The organism is Thermodesulfobacteriota bacterium, assembly GCA_040753795.1.
Classification (GTDB): Bacteria; Desulfobacterota; Desulfobacteria; order Desulfobacterales; family Desulfosudaceae; genus JBFMDX01.
In genome coordinates this window covers 1-21182 of record JBFMDX010000010.1, presented here as the reverse complement: position 1 = coordinate 21182, position 21182 = coordinate 1, and the positions used below count along the sequence as shown (strand labels likewise).

Annotated in this window: 13 protein-coding genes; 7 read left to right on the top strand and 6 right to left on the bottom strand. The window is 59.6% G+C overall.

Annotated features, from left to right (window positions below; all coding sequences use genetic code 11):
• Positions 1–1590, bottom strand: a complete 1590-nt coding sequence (locus tag AB1724_12500; protein ID MEW6078628.1) for a hypothetical protein — start codon at positions 1588–1590, stop codon at positions 1–3.
• 252 nt (positions 1591–1842) lie between these two features.
• Between AB1724_12500 and AB1724_12495 the strand changes: the two genes are divergently transcribed.
• Both AB1724_12495 and AB1724_12490 read left to right on the top strand, forming a co-directional pair.
• Positions 1843–2580, top strand: coding sequence for an FKBP-type peptidyl-prolyl cis-trans isomerase N-terminal domain-containing protein (locus tag AB1724_12495; protein ID MEW6078627.1), 738 nt, complete (start codon positions 1843–1845; stop codon positions 2578–2580).
• A gap of 28 nt (positions 2581–2608) precedes the next feature.
• A complete protein-coding gene (locus tag AB1724_12490; GenBank protein MEW6078626.1) occupies positions 2609–4039 on the top strand; it encodes a radical SAM protein in 1431 nt (476 codons plus the stop codon).
• On the opposite strand, the gene AB1724_12485 is transcribed toward AB1724_12490, so the two are convergent.
• Positions 4036–5178 carry a hypothetical protein gene (locus AB1724_12485; GenBank protein ID MEW6078625.1) on the bottom strand — a complete coding sequence of 381 codons (1143 nt, stop codon included), beginning with the start codon at positions 5176–5178 and terminating at the stop codon, positions 4036–4038. The two genes, AB1724_12490 and AB1724_12485, sit on opposite strands and share 4 nt — an antisense overlap.
• 121 nt (positions 5179–5299) lie before the next feature.
• On the opposite strand from AB1724_12485, the gene AB1724_12480 reads away from it, so the two are divergent.
• Both AB1724_12480 and AB1724_12475 read left to right on the top strand, forming a co-directional pair.
• A complete protein-coding gene (locus AB1724_12480; protein MEW6078624.1) occupies positions 5300–6040 on the top strand; it encodes a glycosyltransferase family 2 protein in 741 nt (246 codons plus the stop codon).
• Complete coding sequence (locus tag AB1724_12475; protein MEW6078623.1) at positions 6025–7530, top strand: radical SAM protein; 1506 nt, start codon at positions 6025–6027, stop codon at positions 7528–7530. The genes AB1724_12480 and AB1724_12475 overlap by 16 nt, the downstream gene beginning before the upstream one ends.
• A gap of 19 nt (positions 7531–7549) precedes the next feature.
• Here the strand turns inward: AB1724_12475 and AB1724_12470 are convergent, their stop codons facing one another.
• The 4 genes from AB1724_12470 to AB1724_12455 form a co-directional block, all read right to left on the bottom strand.
• Complete coding sequence (locus tag AB1724_12470; GenBank protein MEW6078622.1) at positions 7550–10048, bottom strand: tetratricopeptide repeat protein; 2499 nt, start codon at positions 10046–10048, stop codon at positions 7550–7552.
• Between the two features lie 10 nt (positions 10049–10058).
• A complete protein-coding gene (locus AB1724_12465; protein MEW6078621.1) occupies positions 10059–11600 on the bottom strand; it encodes a tetratricopeptide repeat protein in 1542 nt (513 codons plus the stop codon).
• A gap of 125 nt (positions 11601–11725) precedes the next feature.
• Positions 11726–13423, bottom strand: coding sequence for a hypothetical protein (locus tag AB1724_12460; GenBank protein ID MEW6078620.1), 1698 nt, complete (start codon positions 13421–13423; stop codon positions 11726–11728).
• Positions 13424–13454: 31 nt separating this feature from the next.
• The gene (locus tag AB1724_12455; protein ID MEW6078619.1) at positions 13455–14627 is read right to left on the bottom strand and encodes a hypothetical protein; all 1173 of its coding nucleotides are present in this window, start codon (positions 14625–14627) and stop codon (positions 13455–13457) included.
• Between the two features lie 233 nt (positions 14628–14860).
• Between AB1724_12455 and AB1724_12450 the strand changes: the two genes are divergently transcribed.
• From AB1724_12450 to AB1724_12440, 3 genes are all read left to right on the top strand, one after another.
• Positions 14861–17278: a tetratricopeptide repeat protein gene (locus AB1724_12450; GenBank protein MEW6078618.1), complete on the top strand. Its 2418-nt coding sequence runs from the start codon at positions 14861–14863 to the stop codon at positions 17276–17278.
• Positions 17275–19443, top strand: coding sequence for a tetratricopeptide repeat protein (locus AB1724_12445; protein ID MEW6078617.1), 2169 nt, complete (start codon positions 17275–17277; stop codon positions 19441–19443). The genes AB1724_12450 and AB1724_12445 overlap by 4 nt, the downstream gene beginning before the upstream one ends.
• Positions 19436–21182: tetratricopeptide repeat protein (locus tag AB1724_12440; protein ID MEW6078616.1), on the top strand; the 1747-nt coding region annotated here is incomplete at its 3' end. The genes AB1724_12445 and AB1724_12440, both read left to right, overlap by 8 nt.

Sequence of the window (21182 nt, the reverse complement as noted above, 5' to 3'; positions counted from 1 at the left end):
TCAAGGGGTCGAGGGGCCGAGGGGCCGAGAACGTGTCTGGCAAAGCATCCGGACCAGTATAAAAATCAAAAATACCGTTAAAGCCATCACGGCAACAGCCATTAAAAACAGCCTGTAGTTATCCAGCGGCACATGTTTCAGCAGAAACGGGCCGCGGTTGGCTTCCAGAAGATAAAAAAGCGGCGACGCCCGCCACTGGAAATAGATGCTGTTATCGGAGATAATGGAAACCCCTCTTTCCAGTCCATACTGTTTCAGCAGATAATAAAAAGAAATCGGTTCACCCAGGCAGAAATAAATCTGCTGAATGACGCAGGCCGAGAAGAAGATTGCCGCCGGGATCTTCATCCCGCCTGTTCTCCGCTGATCGGCGGCAAACCATTCCGAGAGATAAAACGCCACCGGGATCAGAAAGAACGGCACCACCGGCAGCAGGTGCCGTGGTCCCAGGCAGAACCCGCCATGCCAGTCGCTGAAGCAGGAGATAAAAACCCAGCGGAAAGCGATCATGGCGACCAGCGTCGTGGACAGGAAACGATGGGACGGGTGAAACCGGGGCCAGCAGACTATGCCCGCCAGCACGATCGGGCAGAACAGCAGCAGGCCCTTGCCGGGGCTGACCAGCAGTCCGGCCAATCCTTCCCAGGGAGCGACCACCGCGCCGTACGCTACCGGAGACATCGACCGGCCGGTTTGCAGAATGCTCCCGAAGCGGGTGTAGTTCAGCCAGCAGAAAACCGACGTAAACAGGGAAAACCCGGCGATAAACACCAGAGCAGCCGCTGCCGGACGATTCAGGCCGTGTCCGGAACTTTTCACAAAGGGATAGACACCATAAGCGAAAAAGAAAGGGACAAAGAGGATGACGGTGGTGTGAGTAAAAAAGCCCAGACCGATCCAGAGCCCGGCCAAGAAAAGCCGGCTCAGGTTTTTCCCTGCCGCGCCGGCGTCAGGGTCATTGCGGATCAGGCAGTCAAAAGCAACCAGGGTCCAGAGCATGGTCAGCGGCTCTTTGAACATGGTGCCGGCATAACTCCACAGGGGCGTAGCCAGGCCCAGCAGAAGAGCGGCCGCCAACGCCGCTGGTATTGAAACGGCCAGGTGCCGGAGGACAAAGAAAAAAGTCACCGCCACCAGGGCGGTGACAACCGCGTTAAAAAACGATGTCACAAAGCGCCGGGCATGCTTTTCAGGATACGCCGGCCGGCGGTTGAAAAAATAATCCTTCAGGGAATCCTCATCAACGGTGAAACTGACCGGTACGGCAAACCGCCCGCTCTCGTACCAGCGGGTCTGATTGACGGCCAGCCCCAGCCGGATGAAGGGGGCCATCAGGATCGACTGTCCCGGCGCGAATACCGAATAAAGGCGGCCGTCCACTCCCGTGGCCACGGCGAATCCCCGCCATCCGGCCATGTCCTCGTCCAGGGCCAGAGAGCCGGTGGTGGCCAGGGCCTCACCGGTGCGGTATACGATCTCTCCGTCGGCGGTACGGATGCCGCCGTAGGCCATCAGCGCATAACAGCCGAGACAAAAAGCAAACAGCAGAACGGAGGCCATGGTGCCGGAAAAGATTTTTGCCGAATTCATGATATTGTCCGAGAGAGTGCTTTGATTTGCAATCGGTATATAATATTATTGTAGCGTCGCGATTGTCCACGCTTTTTTACCGCTGCCCGCGCCGGAAAGACTTCGGAAAACACGGCAGCGTGAAACCAACATGAAAAAGCGGTTTGACAAACCCCCCGTCCCGCTGTAAAAAGTTTTCTGTTTATCCGGGCGCATCCAAAACAACACGCTTGCCGCCGGCCTTCGGCGGCGAACTGACAGAGAGAATGACGCATGAGAACAACATTTATGATGACCATCCTTGCGATTTTCATCTGCCTGATGACTTCCTGTTCCGGCGGAAATGATGATGTCGCCATTGACACGGTCGACCAGAAATTCAGTTATGTCATGGGCTATGAGGCCGTGGGCGCGATTTCCAGCCTGGAGACCGTGACCATTGATGAAGCGGCTTTCATCAAAGGCATCCGGGACGCCTTTCAAAAGTCCCCCCCCCTGTTGACTCAGCAACAGGGTTTTGATATCAAGGCCCTGGTTTTTGAAGAAGAACGCATTTTCAGAAACCAGGAAATCATGAAAGACGCCGGGGAAAACCTGTCCGAGCAGACCGCGTTTCTGGAACAGAATAAAGGCCGGGAGGGAATCATGACCACCGGCAGCGGCCTGCAATACCAGATTCTGGAAAAAGGAGACGGCCCCTCTCCCCCGGCCGACGGTTACGCCAGGATCCTTTCCCGGGCGAAACTGATCGACGGCACCATCGTCACGGCCCTGTCCACCACTGCCGAACCGACCTTTGTCCCGGTCAAAGGCAAACTTCCCTTCTGGGAAGAAGCCCTTTCCCTTATGCCCACGGGCAGCCACTACCGCTTTTTCATCCCTTCCGCGCTGGCATACGGAGACATGGGTAATTTCATCGACGGCGGCTGTGTCGGCCCCAATCAGCTGATGATCATCGAAATTGAACTGCTGGAGGTAAGGTCATCAACCGATTTCCGCGGCAACGGCTAAAACAGATAATCGCCGGAGGAAGACGGCCTTGAAGCGATTTCGACTCTTTCTGGCCAATATCGGCAAAAGGCAGGTCGAATTCCCGCTGGTCACCCCCCCGCTGGGCATCATGTACCTGGCGGCCTATGTCCGGTCAAAATTCGATGCCGATATTCTGCTGATCAACCAGAAGGTCGAGAACTGCTCCAACGACCGCATCATCGAAAGGGCCGTTTCATTTCAGCCCGACATCATCGGGTTAAGCGCGACAACGCCCACGGCGCATAACCTGCCCTACCTGACCCGCCACTTAAAGAAAATGATTCCCCGGGCGCTGATCATCATCGGCGGTCCCCATGTATCCGCCTTTGAGTCCCGGTCCCTGGCGAACAACAGCGCCGATCTGGCGGTACCCCGGGAAGGGGAACTGGCCCTGGAGCAGATCATCCGGGCCCGTTTTGAAGGGGATTCGTTTGAATCCGTTCCCGGAATATATCGTCGGGACGGCGCCGGCGATATTATCGCCAACCCCGGCAATATCCCCTACATCAACGACATCGACTCGCTGCCGCCGCCGGCCTATGACCTCATCGATCTGGCCCCGTACTGGAAGACCCAGTCCATGCCGCCCCTGCCGACCCGGCGCTACGCCTCTCTGTTTTCCAGCCGGGGATGCCCCTACCACTGCATCTACTGTCACCGGATCTTCGGCGACGCCTTCCGCTGGCATTCGGCCGAACGTATCGCCGACGAAATGGCCTGGCTGCAAAAACGTCACCGCATCAGGGACTTCGAATTTCTGGACGATATTTTCAATCTCAACAAACAGCGGATAGCGGACCTTGCCGGGCAGATCAACCGGCGGGGGCTCAAGACGAAACTGGTCTTCCCCAACGGCGTCCGCACCGATATCCTCACCCGGGATGAGATTGATCTGCTGGTGGAAATGGGCATGTACTACGCCAGCTTCGCCCTGGAATCCGGTTCCCCCCGGATTCAGAAACTGATCCGGAAAAATCTGGATATTGACAAGTATCTTGAAAACGTGGATTACGCGGCCTCGCTCGGCGTTCTCTCCAACGGGTTTGCCATGATGGGATTCCCCACGGAAACCGAAGCGGATCTGGAGATGACCATCGACGTCACCTGCCGGTCACGGCTGCACACGGTTTCCTATTTTACCACTACGCCTTTTCCCAACACGGAGATGTACCGACTGGCGGAAAAGCAGTTCCCGGATCGGCTGCGACGCATCAACTATGACGACATGGAGTATGCCGGCCTGGCCGTCAACCTCTCCGATGTGCCGGACCATGTTCTCTTTGCCTGTCAGCGCCGGGCCAACCGGAGGTTTTTTCTGAATCCCGCCCGGCTGGCCCGCCTGGTGAAAAATTATCCCCAGCCTTACAAGCTATCGCTCTACCTGCCGATTTTCGCCCGCCGCGCCTTGAAAGGGATTTACCGACCCAAAAGACATTAGCTTAAACGGCGGCAGGCCGATACCCAGGCAGACAGGTTGTCCGCGGTCTGCCGCAGGAACGCTTTTAATTCATCCGGGCACCACTCCGGCATCCGTGCCACGGCATTATCCGCGAGGAAACCCGCCAGCTCCATCGTCCGGTCAGGGATTCCCGACGCGGCCGGATGAAATTCGGACTTGAGGAGGCCGACCAGCCAGTCGGTCAGCATCATGCCCCAGTATTCATGCCGCAGATCGTCCAGGTAGCAGTGCCGGTTCCGCCGGTGATCCACCACCGGCCGGCCAAACGCCACATGATAGGGCGTGCGGTCTATTACCGCCTGCAGAAAATATCCCCCCCAGACATCTCCATAGCGCTGGATGTTCCCCCCGGGAACCGGCCATCCCATGGGAATGCAGCAATAGGCCGGAATCAGGTCCCGGGCGACGCTCACGTTCTGCCCGCTGACAGGGATCCAGGTATCATGGGCCAGAACGTAACGGTTTGCCCCGGTGTAGGCCAGGCTGGTCACCGGGCCGTTCAGCCAGGTGACGGCGTCAAGGTCCGGGGATCCGGTCCACAGTCCCATGGTGATGCCGTACCCGGCGCCATCGGCAAGGTCCGTCAGGGTCACTTCAGGGATCGATCCGTTTCTCAGCAGAAAGGGGTATCCCCGGGGGTAAACCCGGCCGGCACGGTCAAGATTCAGATGGTCGCAGACGTTATAAAAACCGGCGGCGCTGGTCAGGGCGCGGCCGCGGGCAGGACCGCCGGTTTCGCCATGACCGGCGATAAAATCAGAATCGGTCGGGAAGTTGTCGTCATCGACGGCAATCAGCGTCCGGCAACCCTCTTCCAGGGCGCGCAGGTACCCGATGTTCCGGCGGGTCTCATTATTGACCGGAAGACGGCGGCAGAAGTCGGCGCATCGCTTCCCCCACTTTTCCTGGTCCCCCGGATCCATGAAGACCGTCTCCAGGCCCTGACGGGTCAGCCTGCCCGCGCAATCCCCGGCCGTGGCCGGCGTCTTGCGGTCACCGATGACCCACACTTTGACCTCATCCAGGTGCCCGTATTGCCGGATGTTATCCAGATAGCTGTCCAGCACGTCAGGCACGCGAATGGTCGTCAGTACGATATGAAAAGGTTTAGGCGTCATATTATATGCGGTCAAAGCGGGTAAACAACGATTGCCATCACCCCCTATCCTGTATATAGTATTTTTATTTTGCGGAATGTCCAATGATAAATTCACAATCGCAGGCACGGCGGCCATCGCCATGAATGATATCCATCCGCGGATCCGGTTAACCGTCGTGATCACCGTCTATTCGGAGGAAGGGTCCCTGAAGCAGACCATCGAACGGCTGAAGGCCAATGACCGGGGATACATCCACGAAATCATCCTGGTGGTGTGCCCCCGTTCCACCCGCCGGTGCCTGGATATCTGCCGGGCCCTGTCAGCGGAGGACCCGCGGGTGATATCCCGCTTCCAGGAGAATCCGGGCGTGGGCCGGGCGGTCCGGGAGGGAATGGCGGCCGCCACCGGAGACTATGTGGCCATCATGTCCGCGGACCTGGAGACCGAGCCCGAAGCCGTGGACCGCATGGTGAGGGAAATCCAACGGACCGGTTGCCAGGCGGTGGTTGCCAGCCGCTGGATGGAAGGCGGCGGGTTCACCCACTACCATCCGGTGAAACTGTGGCTCAACTGGCTGTTTCAGCAGATTTTCAAGCGGATTTACGCCACCGATATCGGCGACCTGACTTACGGTTTCAAAATTTTACAGAAATCGCTGGTCGAGGCCATCCCCTGGGAAGGGACCCTCCATGAGATTTTCATTGAAACGACCCTGAAGCCTCTGCTGGAAAACGCCTCCATCCGCCAGGTTCCCACGGTCTGGAAAGGAAGAGAGGAAGGGGTCAGCAAAAACAATTTTTACATCAATTGCCGCTACGTCTGGCTGGCCCTCCGGCTGATCCGGCATATCCCGAAGGGGCGGGGATGCGCGTCACCCTGATCAATCCGCCGGCCCTGCCGGGACGGTTCCATTATTCCGCCTTCTGCCACCCTCCCCTGGGGCTGGCCTATCTGGCCGCCTTCCTGCGGCGCCACGGACACACCGTCGACGTGATCGACGCTGTGGGGGAAGCCATTGACCGGTTTGTGCCATACCCCTTATCCAGGCGGTTCCTGCGGCAGGGGCTGGCGACGGAGGACATTCTCCGCCGGATCGATCCCAAGAGCGATCTGATCGGCGTGTCCTGCATGTTTTCCCATACCTGGCCCCTGGTCAGGGATCTGGTCCGGCAAATCAGAAAAGTTCTTCCCGATGTGCCGGTCATCGCCGGCGGCGAGCACCCCACCGCCCTGTTTGATCTTTGTCTCCGTCAGGCGCCGCTGGACGCCTGCGTTCTGGGAGAAGGGGAAGAGACCCTGGTGGAAATTGCCGACGCCCTGGAAACCGGCCGGCCGCTTGCAGCCATCGCCGGAATCGCCTGGAAAGATCCGGACACCGGAGAAATTCATCAAACCGTCGATCGCCCGCCCATAGCCGAACTGGATTCCCTGCCCTTTCCGGCCTGGGACCTTATTCCCTGGAAGGCTTACAAATTGTATGTTGGACCGGCCCAGGCCCGGACCATGACTATGCTGGCCTCCCGGGGCTGCCCCCACGGTTGCGTTTTCTGCTCGGCGCCGGCCATGTGGAAAGGCGTCTGGAGAAAACGGAGGCCGGAAGCAATCGTGCGCGAAATGTCCGCATACGTATCAATAGAACATATCACCGAATTCCAGTTTCTGGACATCAGCCCCCTGATCAGCCGGGAGTGGATCCGGGACCTGTGTCGGACGATTCTGGCGCGTCATCCCGGGATCCGCTGGCAGATGCCGGTGGGCGGCCGGCCGGAAGTCATGGATGATGACATGGCGGAAATGATGCTCCGCTCCGGATGCCGCCATATCCAGTTCGCCCCGGAAAGCGGCAGCCCGGCCGTGCTGGCGGCCATGAACAAGCACCTGGACCTGGACCGCTTCCGCCAGGCCGTTGTGGCCGCCAAAAAAGCGGGAATGATCGTCAGCGCCCTGTTTGTCATCGGCTATCCCACGGAAACGATAAAAGACATCCGCCGGACTTACCGGCTGATCCGCTGGCTGGCCCAACGGGACGTTGACGAAATCGCCATTTCCTCTTTCGTCCTGCTGCCGGGGACACGGGCCTTTGCCGACGCTTCCGCCATCCGGCCGGTGCCGGTCGACGACGACTTCTGCTACCAGACGGCGGACGCCACCGCCCTGGTTCCGTCCGCGTCATGGAATCCGCTGCTGGGAAAAAACCGGTTGCTGCTGCTAAAATGGACGGGGCTGATCCAGTTTCATGCCATCTCTCTGTTCCGTCACCCCTCCCGGCTTCCGCGAATGATAAGCAACCTGATGCGGGGACGGCAGGAGACAAAAACGGAACGGGTGCTGACGGAAATCATCGAAAAGTTCAGGCGTCGCTCTTTTTAAACCGCGTCGGATTTCATCATTACTGAAAATTTCCGTTCAGTATCTCCAGATGGCGGCGGGCCTGCTCAAATTCCGGATTCAGACTAAGCGCCCGCAAAAAACAGTCCCGGGCGGCCGCGAATTCCTTTTTCCGCCACAGGATCAGGCCCATATCGTTATGGGACGCCGCGTCAGCCGGATCCTGACGGATGATCTCAGCCAGCACGGACCGGGCCCGGTCCGGTTCATCCCGAAGCAGATAAATCCTGGCCAGCAGCTTTTTGACTGCCATATTTTCCGGGTCATAGGTCAGCGCCTGACGGATATAGAAAAAAGCCTGATCGACATTCTCCATTTGCGTCATGTATTCGGCGGCCAGAAAACAGATACGGCCGTCGGGCAGGCCCATGGCCAGGGCCTGCTGAATCAATGCCTGCGTCTGGCGGCGGTTGCCCCGGGACAGCCATGATCCGGCCTGCGCCATCATTCGGGCGGCATAATCCACCCGCTCCAGAACCGAATGGGCCAGGGCATCGTCGAAACCATCCGCCGGTCCGGATCCGCGGGCGCCAAACAGATCCGGATCAAATACCGGGAAATAAGGCGGAACATAATTGACCGCCGGCGCGCCGGCCCCGGCGTCCAGAACCCGGTAGATCTGATAGCTCCGGTTCCGGTAAACCAGCCGCAGACGCCGGAAGCCGCCGGGATCAAAATGCAGCCGCCAGGTGAGATTTTCCCGCGATATCCGGGAGCGACCGGCCATATACCGCTCGCTGTCCGGACCGGCATACAGCAGATTGTTGGCGGGATAAAGATAATAATCGGTTTCCATCGCGTCCAGCAAACGGTACAGCGCTTCTTCATCCTCTCCGAAAAGGGCAAACAGCGCGGTTTCATATTTTTTCCGAAGGCCCTCGGTCTCCAGTTTGGGGTGAAGGTTAATGGCCCGGCCGGTGTAGGTCAAAATGGAAGGGCTGTTCCCCTGGTTGGACAGGAACACGGCCTCTTCGGGCGTGTTGTCACGGATCCAGGCCAGCATGTCCATCTCATCGGACGTGTACGGGAGAAGCGGGACCGGGGAGCGGTCCGGGAACAGCCGCCGAACCGCTTCGGCCAGAAACGCCCGGTCGCACAGCACCGCTTCCCGCGCCTGAATGATCAGGCACGCCGCCAGAAAAAAATGGGACAGCCGGAACCGGCCGGGGCCGGAACCGGCGGGGGAGACCCCGGCCTCGGCCGACGCGGCCTTGACCGTTGCCGGGGGAAAGAGATAAACAACGGACAGTCCCAGGAAGAAAGCGCCGAAGATGGTCAACCGTTCCACCATGATATTGGCCGCTGCAAACAGCACCGTCATGGCAACGGTGAGCATGTCCGCGAATCCGGCGGTGCCCCGCCGCTGCCGGACAAACCGGAAAAGAGCAGCCAGGGCCAGGGGCAGCAACAGGCCGTAGCGGTAAATCAGATACCCGGGCGAAGGGGTGTCAAACGGCCCGTTCCAGAGGAGACGGCCGGCAAACGGCAGTTGCGACGAATCGGCCGGTTTGACCAGCGCATGAAACAATTTGTATTTTAACAGATCCCAGACATGGCCGTAGGCGTATGTTTCGTTCCCGAAGGAAAGAACGATGAGGATAATAAACCCGCCGATCAGCATCAGAACCAGCCGGGAAAGCGCATTCAGCCCATGGCGGTCATTCAAATGCAGACCGGTCACCACCAGAACGGCGGCCAGCATGGTCGGGGAGCCGATCAGACCGCCGCTTCTCATGACCGGCGACAGCAACCCCGTCAGCGCGGCTGAAACCAGCAGGATGGCGGCCGCGGCCAGGTGCTTCCGGTTGCCGCCGCGCAGCAAAAAGGCCGCGGCCATGGCCGCCCAGAAAATCAGCAGATAAAACCGGGTAAAATGCCAGGTGATCAGTGCCAGCGCCATCAGGCCGCCGGAAATAACCGCGGTGGTCATGGCCTGTCCGCGGCCGCGTATGGCCCGCAGGAAGGCAGCAAAAGAAAGGGCCATGAGGGGGAAGGCCGTATTTTCCAGTTCGTAAAACTGCAACCGGGCAAAGGCCGCCCCGGTAAACGCGTACAGGGCGGAACAGAGCAGGGCCGTGCCCCGGTCCGCGCCCAAAGCGCGGGCACTCGAAAACAGCGCCAAAACGGCCAGGGAGGAAAAAAACGATACAAAGTAGATCAGGAATACGTGCAGGGGAACTGTTTTGACAAAAACCGAAAAAAGGCGGAAGGCCGTTCCGTGAAGATATTCCTGAAAAAGGGTCAGGTCCCGGAAAGGGCGGACGCCTTCGGGCCACTGGGCCTTTTTATCAAAACAGGGGATGGCTTCGCCGCCGGCCGTCATCCGGGCATACCGGTACTGGAAGGCCTCCTCGGTGTAGAAAAAACCGGCATCCGAACGGGGATCATACAGGGGCCGGTCCTTATACCGGCCCACCCGATGGAACGAGGCGGCGGCCATGACGGCTGCCAGCAGCAGCCAAACCGCGAGACTTCGCCGGAGTTTCGGAGTCAGACTCATTTTTGCCGCTTCATTCTTCTCTTGGCGGTTCACTGGCCGCCCGGCCCGGGGAATCACCCCCTGCGTCCGGCGCCGCCGCCCGCTTCCGCTCTAAGTTGATTAAATTGTCACGCGCCATGGCAAACCCCGGATCCAGGGCCAGGGCCATGAGAAAGTGCTGTTCCGCTTCCTTCCAGCCTCCCCGTTCCGCCAGCACCAGCCCCAGGTTGTTATGCGCCCCGGGAGATTCTGGCCGGATGGCGACAGCCGCCCGGAAATGCTCCTCGGCCGCGGCCATCGCCCCCTGCCGGCGAAAGGCGTTACCCAGGCCGATCCGGGCCAGAAAATTCTTTGAGTCCAGTTCCAGGGCCCGGGTAAAGAGGGTGACGCTGTTCCGGTAATGCCCGGCGTGGACATACGAGACGGCCGCGAAATACGCCACCAGAGAACAAGCAATGGCCCCGGCCGCCGTCCTTCGCCGGCGTGAACCGCCGGGCGCGGGCGCCAGCCAGACCAGGGCGGTAAACAGCCCCATCAGGGGAATGTAGACGTAATGATCGGCCATGGCCGGCCAGGGACCGGACCTCACCGCGCCGAATGACGGCGCCAGGAAAGCCAGAAACCATACCCACCCCAGTAAAACCATGGGCCGCCGGCGGCCGGCCTTCAGGATCATGGCCGTGACCAGCGTCATCACCAGACCGGAAACCAGCGGCTGCCACAGGGGCAGGGTCTGGGGAAAGGGATAGTATACGGACAGCCGGAAAGGAAAAACCGCTTTGATCAGATAAGCGGTCATGGCTGTCAGGGCGTTGGCGGCCAGCATCCCGGTCGTCATGACCCCGTCCGATACCGCCGGGCTGGCCCCGCGTTCCGCCGCCAGAACCGCCATGATCCGGAGCGCCGCCAGGACGGCAAACGGCAGCAGGTCCCTGACGACCGGTAGTCGGGGGGCGCCGGCCACCGGACCGGAATCAAAATCAAGACGACCGATCAGCCACATTACCACCGGCGCCATGACCGCCGTGGGCTTGGCCAGCAGGGCCAGGAAAAACAGCCCCAGGCTGAAGCCGTACCAGCGTTTCCGCCGGCTCGTCCGGTATTGCGCGTAAGCGCCCATGGCGGCCACCGTCAGCAGGGCACAGAGCAGATTGGACCGTTCCGTCACCCAGGCCACCGAATCCACGCCCAGGGGATGGACGGCAAACAAACCGGCGGCCAGTCCGGCCCGCCATATCCCCCCCGAGAGCCGCGCCAGCAGCGCGAACAAGGCCAGTACCGCGGCCGCGTGGACAGCGACGTTGGTCAGGTGGTGACGGCCGGAATCCAGGCCGAACCCGCTCACGTCCGCCATATGGGAAACCAGAGAAAGCGGATAATAGAAGACATTTTCCCGCCAGGAAGAAAAAAACGCCCATTTGACGCTTTCCATGGTCACTCCCCGGCGGACATGGCTGTTTTCCGTAACCAGCTGGGGATCATCAAACCCGAGGAACTCAAACCGACCGGTCTGAAGGTAGACGACGGCAATCAGCGCCGTCAGGCAGAGGCCTGTCCACAGGTATCGCATCATGACGGAAGAATATCAGATATCGGAAGAGGGAAAAAGCACAAAACAGGATGACCTCGGTCCCCCCTCCGAAAAAAATGGAACCGGGAGTGTCGGCTTCTCGAAACTTTACGGATGGGAAAAGGGGCCTATCGCCACCAGGTACTGGGACGGGAAAGGTCCGCTGCCGTATCGCCCTCATTCATCGGCAAGCCATAATTACCGCCGGCATCACCGTCGCAGGGATTGGCAATCTCCATGGTACGGGCAGAGGAGGTGGGGTCGCCGAGGAACACGAGCTGATTGACGTTGTTGGTGCCGTCGTTGCCGTAATCCCGGTCCGGAATGATGTAATCCTCGCTGGCGGCGGATGTTTCCTGGACGAGGTTCCGGTCCCCGGGGATAACCACCTTGTTGTATTCCAGGGATATGTCATTGACCACCCAGGAGCCGCCGTGGCGGATCTCGCTGCCGTTGATGATCAGGGTGGTAAAAACGCCGTTGCTCCAGTCTCGGGAAGGGTACCTTTCCTCAGAAAAACCGATCCGCATATCGCCGAGGATATACTCCTTTTTCCGGGGGACGGTGCTGGTGGGGGAAGTTGATGGCGACGCCCCCATGGAGGAGACGGCACTGTCCGGAAAGTAAACCGTCCGGGAATAGTGGCCGTTCATATAAGAGATCAGGTAGGTATCCCGCAGACCGTCACCGTCGCAGTCATAACCGGCGTCGGCCGTGGCCACCTGGAAACGGAGGGGCCGGGTGGGGCTGGTGGCGCCGATGACGTTATCGGCAAAGGTCGACATGTCAAAATTGGCGCCGCTGGCATACTTTCCAATATAGTTGGTTCTGTTATAGGTACGGTAATGGTGGACCCCGATGACCGCTTCGCCCATGATATTCCAGTTGTTGAGGCTGTCCTGGTAATAATAATTCCGGTTAATCGATTTCCAGTTGGGATACTGATCGGTATCGGCTGAGGCATAAGGGCCAGCGGCCGTTGTCCCCTGATCGATAATTTTTCCGGCCAGCATGACACTGCTGATCGTGGCTCGCTGCGGGCTGCCGGTGGACTTTTTAAATCCCGTGAACCCGAAGGTGCCGCCGCCCGGTTTCAGGCCCAGTTCACCGCCCACGCCAGTGTTGTCCCGGATCTGGGCCTTGGTCAGGCCGGTACCGATCGGAACCTGCCAGGCGCCTTCGTTGGAATCGACAAAACCGGCGTCAGCATAAGATGAAAGCGGGGAGAGCAGGATATGCATGAACAGGTGCTTCTCCGGGTCGATATATTTTTCCGCCCAGAAGATTTCCCCCAGGGTCAGACCGAACACGTCAAACGGAGCGGCTGTGGGGGGATCGAACTGGGCCAGGTCCCAGACGTTGTACATTTCGGTACTGCCGTATCCGGTCAGGGAAAAAGTTATGGCGTCGGCGTCCAGTATCGTCTCACCAGCGCAGCGCCCGTAGCCGATATCGATTTCAAGCCCCAGAAAGTCCACATTGATCGGCACGCTCTCGTCGGTGGGGCTCCCGCAAAAAGACATGGCAATGTTGTTACCGTCTAAACCGGCCGGTGGAAGGGGCATGGACGTTCTGTTGTTATCATCGCGAATCCGGAACGAGCAGTCGGTGGTGTCGCTGGGGCTCAAATCCAGCATGTAGTCGTCCAACTGGATCAGGGTGGCGTCCAGATCTTTGAAATAGATGGTCAGACCCGCCATGCCCGTGACCCCGCCCATGTCGGTAGTAGACAGGGCCTGCATGGCCGCCACCCGATCGACGCCCGTCAAGCCAACCGCCATCAGCAGAATCCCCAGCACGACTGCGCGATAAATGCTGTTTTTCATACCTTCATCCCGAATCAATAATCTTGATGATTTATCGGTACTCGTTTTCAAAATAGTGGGAGTCATCCTGCTCCAGGGGCGGCCAGTCCCGGTATTCATTGACGCCGCCGATTAAATTCCATCCGGAAAACCGCTTGTCGGTCATGTCGACCATAAGGAAAAACCCGTGATTTTTATCCTGATACCGGCCGACCTGGTTGGCAATGCCCGGGGTGATGGTCACGTCGTTCATGCAGGTATTAAACCAGAACTGGCGGAAGGAGCCATGGGCCCCGGTGTTGTCGGGATTGAAATAAAAACTGGACAGGGACCAGTACTGATCCATGATCGGATCCCGCTGGACCTGAAAACAGGTCTGGCGCACCAGCGGCATGACGGCGTTATTGAGCCGGGCCATTTCGGCATTCAGCCAGCCGCTGCTCACCAGGGGCCGGGCCGAGGCATAGCCATAGAGGTTATTGGAGCCGATCACGAATCGCCGCAACTGCTGGAGAGAGGTGCCCCAGTGATCAAACTCCGCCCTTAACACCAGACCGTAAATGCGCAGGGGGTATTCGGCGGAAAGCCCGGTTTTCATGGCCTCCCAGTTGATGTCCCATTGAGTTTCAGGATAATTGGTGGCCAGATAGGACCCGAAGTTATCCCACGGCGCGTTGGCGGACTGCTGATAGGCGGATGTGCCCAGGTCGAGGGTGCTGGAGCCGGTGCCCATGTAACGATCATGAATCCGGTCGGTCCGGTTGGTATTGGTCATATAGGGATTATCCCCGCCGGTCCCCATGTAGCTTGCATTTACCTGAGCCCCCCCGCCCCTCGGATTGGACCGGTCTTGCGGGCCGTAAACCATGGTGTAGTTGGAGTCCATGGAGGCCATGTCCCCCAGTTCGGCCACCGAGCGGGGGTAGTCTCCCATTTTAAGCGAACCGACTTCTCCGTATGCTTCCAGGTAGATATCGCTGGCAAACCGGACCACGGTAACAGGGGTGGTGGAAGAATAGTAGTTCGGGTCGCTGATGGCCAGTTCACACATTTTGCCGCCTTCCAGCTCACCCATTTCATGGTTGGTCATAACGTCCATGCCGGCGATACCAGGCAACGGCAGGAAGGCCGCCAGGAGGAGAAGGATAATCCTAAAAAATATCTTTAGACGAAACTTGAATCCGGGATGGGTCATCCCCCCCCATCGTACAGCGTGATCGATCATAATCAAGCACCTGAATTTGTATCCGCGAACAGTGTTTATGTGTTATGGTTGCCGAATTGCGAAAAAATGTCAAGGATAAATTTCGGCGTATCATCGCCCCCGCGCCGCGTCATCCATAACGACCGCCGGGCGCTTTTGAAGATTCTTGAATTCACCTGACACTTATGCGATGTATACCCCGTAGCCACTTAACACTTAACCACTTAATCACTTAACACTTAATGTCCTCTTGCATGCACGCGAGCATCGATCCTCTGGCGCCCGGGAAAGAGCGGTGGCGGATACCGGTCGTTTTTATGGCCCTGGGTCTATTGTGCCTGGCCGTTTACGGCAATACCCTCCGGGCCCCCTTTGTTTTTGACGACAACCTGAACATCCCGAAGAATCCCCATATCCGGGTACGGGACCTGTCCCCGTCCTCCCTGGCTGATATTATCCGGAGCCGTTCCATTACCCGGCCGATCCCCGTGTTATCCTTCGCCCTGAATTATTATTTTCACGGCTATCAGGTCGCCGGCTATCATGCGGTCAACTGGCTGATTCATGTGATTAATGGGCTGCTGGTCTACCTTCTGACCCGGCAGACCCTGGCCTTGCTGAAAAAAGAGATTCCGGCGGCACCCTTCCTGACCGCCGCCCTGTGGCTGGTCAACCCGGTTCACACCCAGTCGGTCACCTATATTGTTCAGCGGATGACCTCCCTGTCCGCCCTGTTCTACCTCGCCGCCCTGGCCATGTACATCCGGGCCAGAACGGTTCCACCCGAAGCCGGGCGCCGGCGGACCGCCGCGGCCCCGTGGCTGATCGGCAGCGGGCTGTCGGGAATATGCGCCCTGGCTTCCAAGGAGAGCGCCATCACCCTGCCGCTGATGATTTTTCTCTATGAATGGTTTTTTATCCGCGATCTTGAAACCGGCTTCATCCGCAGGCAGGCGACAACCCTGTTTGCCATGGCGGCCATCCTCACCGTCCTGGTCTTCATCTATCTCAAAGGCGACCCCGTTACGGCTATTCTGGCCACCTATGAAAAAAAGCCCTTTACCATGGGGGAGCGCCTGCTGACCCAGCCCCGGGTGATCATCCATTATATTTCCCTGCTGCTGCTGCCCCTGCCGGAACGATTGACTGTCGATCACTGGGTGACGGTTTCCACGTCCCTGACCCGTCCCGCCACCACCCTGCCCGCGCTGGCTCTGCTGCTGCTGACCGTTATCACCGCCGTCCGGAAAGCCAGACGCAGCCGCCTGTTTTCCTTCGCTATCTTGTGGTTCCTGGGGGCCCTGGCGGTGGAATCGTCCATCATCGGCCTGGCCATGCTGGTCGAACATCGCACCTATCTTCCCTCGGTTTTTCCGTTCATGGCCATGGCCTGCGTTCTCCTGCAACGCATCGCCCCCCGTCGGCTGGCCATGACAACGATCGTTCTGCTGATCGCCGTTTGCGGATTCTGGACCCGGCAGCGGAACGGGATCTGGGCCGACGAAGTCCGTCTCTGGCAGGACGCCATTCAAAAGTCGCCCGCCAGCTTTATCGCTTACAACAACCTGGGCATGGCCCTGGGCAAACAGCGCCGGAATGAGGAAGGGATTGCCGCCTGCCGGCAGTCCATCGCCCTTTCCCCGCCCAAAGTCAATACGGCCGACGCGTACAATAATATTTCCAGAATGTATGATGACCTGGGCGACACCGAAAAGGCCATCGACTTCGGCCAGCGGGCCGTCCAGATCAATCCGAACCTGGCGGAAGCGCACATGAACCTGGGCCGGGCCCTGCTGACGGCAAATCGTCTGGACGAGGCCGTCACCCACCTGGAAACCTCGGTCCGGCTGTCCCCCTGGCTGACACCCGCCTATCCCCTGCTGGCCCGGGCCGGTTACCAGAAAGACGGAGACATCGGCCGGGCCATGGAGATCTGCAGCCGGGCCCTGGCGGTGGATCCCGATAACGCCGACGCCGAAGTGATGCTGGGCGCCCTGCTGCAGCATGGAGGAGATCCGCACCAGGGGCTGTTTCACCTGAAGCGGGTACTCGACCGGTTCCCGTTCCACCCCCAGGCCAATTTAAACGCCGGCATCGCCTTAAACACGCTGAACCGGCCGGAAGAGGCCGTCGCCTTTCTCACCCGGGCCGCGGAAGCCACGCCGAAACTGGCCCGGGCCCGGGCCGAACTGGGATCGGCGCTGCTGGCCGCCAACCGCCTGGACGAGGCCCGGACGGAGCTGACCCGGGCCCTGGATCTGTCACCGGACGATCCCGCTGTTCTGGCGAAACTGGCCCTGATCAGCGAAAAAAAGCGGCAATGGAACGAGGCCGCCTACTATTACCGCCGGGCCTTGTCGGTCGCTCCCGAGGCTCCGGACCTGCTCAACCAGCTGGCGGTGGTCCTGGCCGGCAGCCAGGCATACGGCGAAGCCGCCGGGGTACTGGAAAAACTGGAAAAGCTGCTGCCCGGGTCAGCGACGGTGTCATTCAATCTGGCCTGCCTGTATGCCCGGCAGAACCAGACCGACAACGCCCTGGGGCAGCTGGAAAAAGCGATGGAAAAAGGATATCATGACATTGAGGCGTTACGGACCGATCCGGATCTGGAATCGATCCGCGACACGCCCCGCTTTCAACAGATGATGAATCACCTGAAAGACACCCCATGACCCCCGGTCATTCCGACAGCGCCATGGTTTTCCGGAAAGCGGCTCCGGCCGTTTTTCTGATGATTTACGCCATCGGCGCGCTGATCTACGGCAATTCGCTGCCGGCGCCGTTTTATTGCGACGACCTTTCCCTGATCCGCGAGAATCCCCATATCCGTCTGACCCGGCTGACAAAAGGGCAAATCGCTGATGCGATAAAACACAATCCCGCCGACAGGATTCTGCCGGTAATGACTTTTGCCGCCAATTACTACCTGCATCAATATCGGGAAAGCGGTTACCACCTGACCAATCTTCTCATCCATGTAGTGAACGGCTGGCTGGTGTTCTGCCTGGCCTGGCAGACCTTTCGCCTGACAGGAAGAAAGCCTTTTTTTCCGTCCCTTCTGACCGGCCTGCTCTGGCTGGTCCAGCCCGCGCATACCCAGTCCGTAACCTATATTGTCCAGCGCATGAACGCCCTGGCCGTCCTGTTCTATCTCCTGGCCATGATCTGCTATGTCCGGGCCCGAACCCGCCAGGAGCGGGGTGCCGGCAAAGGCGTCATCGCCCTGTGGCTTTCCGGCTGCTGCCTGGCCGGGCTGGCGGGTCTGGTGTCCAAGCAGATTGTCGCCACCCTGCCGGCATTTATTTTCCTGTATGAATGGTTTTTTTTCCGGAATCTGGACAGCGGCTGGCTGCGACGGCATTGGCGGAGACCGCTTCTGGCGATCCTGCTGTGCGTTCTTTTCGCCGGTCTCTACCTGGGCGGCCACCCCCTGGAGCGGATAGCGGACACCTATCACGGCAAACCGTTCACCCCCGGACAGCGCCTGCTGACCCAGCCGTCGGTTCTGGTCTACTATCTGTCCTTGCTGTTCTATCCCCATCCGGACCGGCTGACCCTGAACTATGATTTTCCCCTCTCCCGTGCTGTCACCGACCCGATGACAACCGCGCTCGCGCTGGCGGCCCTGGCGGCCCTGGTCGTCCTGGCCGTAAAAACGGCCCGGCGACAGCGACTGTTGTCGTTTGCCGTTTTCTGGTATCTGGGGACCCTGGCGGTCGAATCTTCGCTGATCGGTCTGGCCATGGCTTTCGAACACCGTCTATATCTTCCCTCAATCTTCCCGGCCATGGCCGCGGCCGCTCTACTGATCCGGCTCTTGCGATCCAGAGGGGTGGCGATCATTCTGGCCGGTGGACTCATTATTGCCAACGGGTACTGGACGTATCAGCGGAACATCACCTGGCAGGACCGGGTCTCTTTCTGGCGCGACGGCTGCATGAAGTCGCCGCGGCTGGTCGCCCCCCGGAATGACTACGGACTGGCCCTGGCCGAAGCCGGGGAGGTGGAAAAGGCCAGGACCGAGTATGAAAAAGCCCTGGTTCTCCCCCATGGCGAAAAAGGGCCGGTTCACTACAACCGGGGGCTGCTCTCCTATCAATCCGGAGATATGGAGGCGGCGGAAGACGAATTCCGGCAGGCCATCGCATTGCAGCCGGGTTTCGCCGGCGCGTTCACGAATCTGGGTATCATCGCGACCGAAAAAGGAAACCCGGTGGAAGCCTTGCCGCTGCTAGAAACCGCCGTTCGCCTTTCCCCGAACGATTCCGACGCGCATAACGCCCTGGGCAGGGCCTATTATCAGACCGGTCAGGTGGAGCCGGCCATCCGCCACTGCCGCCGGGCCCTGGAGCTGGACCCGGAAAACGCCGCCGCCGAAAACAATCTGGGCGCCATCTTCCTGGGGGCCGGCGATGCCGGCAAAGCCCTGCCCCACTTAAAAAAAGCCCTGGAGCTGTCGCCCGACCTGGCGGAAGTCAACATCAATATCGGCATCGCCTGCGACAGGCTGGGCGACCCCGTAATGGCGGTATTTCACCTTTTCCGGGCGGTCTTTCTGGCGCCGGACGCTCCGGCCGCCCGCGCCGAGCTCGGCCTTTTTCTGCTGCGGCAGGAAAAATACCAGGACACGCGCACGCACCTGGAAAAGGCCCTGGCCCTGGGGCCCGATTTTCCCGAATTGCGAATGGCCCTGGCAGCAGCTCTGGCCCGGCAGGACCTGACGGACGAGGCCGTTGCCCAGTATTGTAAAATCCTCGCCGACCACCCGGAGCATGCCGAAGCCAGGCAGCAGTTGAAAGCGCTCACGACCAGATCCGGTAACAAGGCCGATGAATAATCATTCTCCCCCTTCGACCCTTTTCCATCACCCGCTGACCGTGGCGGGGATTGTGGCTCTGGTCGCCCTGGCGATCTATGGCCACACCTTGTCAGCCCCGTTCGTGTTTGACGACGACGGTATTATCGTCGACAACCCCCAGATCATGGTCACCGACATTACCTGGCAGGCGTTGACCAATTTATTCGAAGAACCTTCCGCCCGCCGCCCCCTGGCCAAGCTGACGTTTCTCCTGAACTACACCGTGCACCGCTTGGACGTCACCGGTTACCGCCTCGTCAATCTTGCCCTCCACATTGCCAACGCGCTGCTGGTATATTATCTGACAGGGCTTACCCTGGGCAGAATGCATCAGCGCACACAATCGACACCGCTTCTGGCCTGCCTCCTCTGGCTGGCGCTGCCGCCGCACATTCAATCCGTCACCTATATCGTCAAACGCATGAACCTGCTGGCCACGATGTTCTACCTGCTGGCACTGATCTGCTATATTCAGGGACGGATCAGGCAGAATGAAACCTCCGGCAAGGGGAAAAGGGTCCTGCTGTTTTCCGGATGCGCCCTGTGCGGGTTGGTCGGTCTGACCGCCAGGGAAACGATCGTCACCCTGCCGATATTCCTCTTTCTGTATGAATGGTATTTCTTCCAGAATCGGGAGGCCGCCTGGTTGAAAAAACGGTTTCCCTGGCTGATAGTGATCCCGATTCTATGCGGATTGCTTGCCGTCGTCTGCCTGGGCGGCCACCCCCTGGAACGGATAGCCGAGACGTACCGGGACAAACCGTTTACCCCCGGCCAGCGGCTGCTGACCCAGCCGCGGGTGGTCATCTACTTTGTGTCATTGCTGTTCTACCCCCATCCGGACCGACTGACCGTGGATTACGACTTTCCCCTGTCCCTGTCGCTGACGGACCCGTTCCCCACGATAGCGGCCCTGACGGCCCTGGCCGGACTGATCGTCCTGGCAATAGCCGCGGCCCGTGAACACCCGCTGCCGTCGTTCGCCATTTTCTGGTTTCTGGGCAACCTGGCCATCGAGTCCTCATTCATCGGCCTGCCCCTCATCTTCGAGCACCGCACCTACCTGCCGTCGGTCTTTCCGGTCATGGCCGTTGTCGCGTCGGCAGCCGGTCATCTCCGGCCCGCCAGAGCCGGCGCTTTTGTCCTGACGGCGGCGATCTGCCTCTGCGGCCTGTGGGCCTGGCAGCGGAATGGCGTGTGGCTGACCCCTATCGCTCTCTGGCAGGACGGTGTCAAAAAAGCGCCGGGAAATTCCCGGGCCTGTCATAACCTCGGCCTGGCGCTGGAACGCTCCGGTGATTACCCCCAGGCCATCCCATGGTTTCGCAAAAGTCTGGACCTGGCCGGCCGCCGGTTGAAAAAGGGTTCCCCGGCAATCGCCCAGATCAACAACAGCCTCGGCGCGGCGCTGCTGGAAACAGGGGCTTATCAGGAAGCCATCACCTGCCTGCGGACGGCCTTACAGATTCAGACGGAAAGCTTCGCGGCTGAAGGACTGGACACCGCCGAAATTCACAACAACCTGGGCGTCGCTTATCTGCGGACCGGCGAGGTGGACCTGGCCCTGTCCCATGCCCGCCAGGCGTTGGCGATGAGGATTTCAGGGGCCGGAGCGGACAGCATGGAGGCCGCCGAGTCGCTGAACAATCTGGGACTGGTTTACGAGCGCCAGAGGGATTATAATCGGGCCGCGGCCTGTTTTCAGGAAGCGCTGCGGG

What these genes read in the sequence shown, in the direction of transcription:
- AB1724_12485 (MEW6078625.1), bottom strand. Translation starts at nt 5,178, where the DNA reads ATGACGCCTAAACCTTTTCATATCGTACTGACGACCATTCGCGTGCCT.
- AB1724_12480 (MEW6078624.1), top strand. Translation starts at nt 5,300, where the DNA reads ATGAATGATATCCATCCGCGGATCCGGTTAACCGTCGTGATCACCGTC.
- AB1724_12465 (MEW6078621.1), bottom strand. Translation starts at nt 11,600, where the DNA reads ATGATGCGATACCTGTGGACAGGCCTCTGCCTGACGGCGCTGATTGCC.
- AB1724_12450 (MEW6078618.1), top strand. Translation starts at nt 14,861, where the DNA reads ATGCACGCGAGCATCGATCCTCTGGCGCCCGGGAAAGAGCGGTGGCGG.
- AB1724_12470 (MEW6078622.1), bottom strand. Translation starts at nt 10,048, where the DNA reads ATGAGTCTGACTCCGAAACTCCGGCGAAGTCTCGCGGTTTGGCTGCTG.
- AB1724_12455 (MEW6078619.1), bottom strand. Translation starts at nt 14,627, where the DNA reads ATGATCGATCACGCTGTACGATGGGGGGGGATGACCCATCCCGGATTC.
- AB1724_12460 (MEW6078620.1), bottom strand. Translation starts at nt 13,423, where the DNA reads ATGAAAAACAGCATTTATCGCGCAGTCGTGCTGGGGATTCTGCTGATG.
- AB1724_12475 (MEW6078623.1), top strand. Translation starts at nt 6,025, where the DNA reads ATGCGCGTCACCCTGATCAATCCGCCGGCCCTGCCGGGACGGTTCCAT.
- AB1724_12495 (MEW6078627.1), top strand. Translation starts at nt 1,843, where the DNA reads ATGAGAACAACATTTATGATGACCATCCTTGCGATTTTCATCTGCCTG.
- AB1724_12445 (MEW6078617.1), top strand. Translation starts at nt 17,275, where the DNA reads ATGACCCCCGGTCATTCCGACAGCGCCATGGTTTTCCGGAAAGCGGCT.
- AB1724_12500 (MEW6078628.1), bottom strand. Translation starts at nt 1,590, where the DNA reads ATGAATTCGGCAAAAATCTTTTCCGGCACCATGGCCTCCGTTCTGCTG.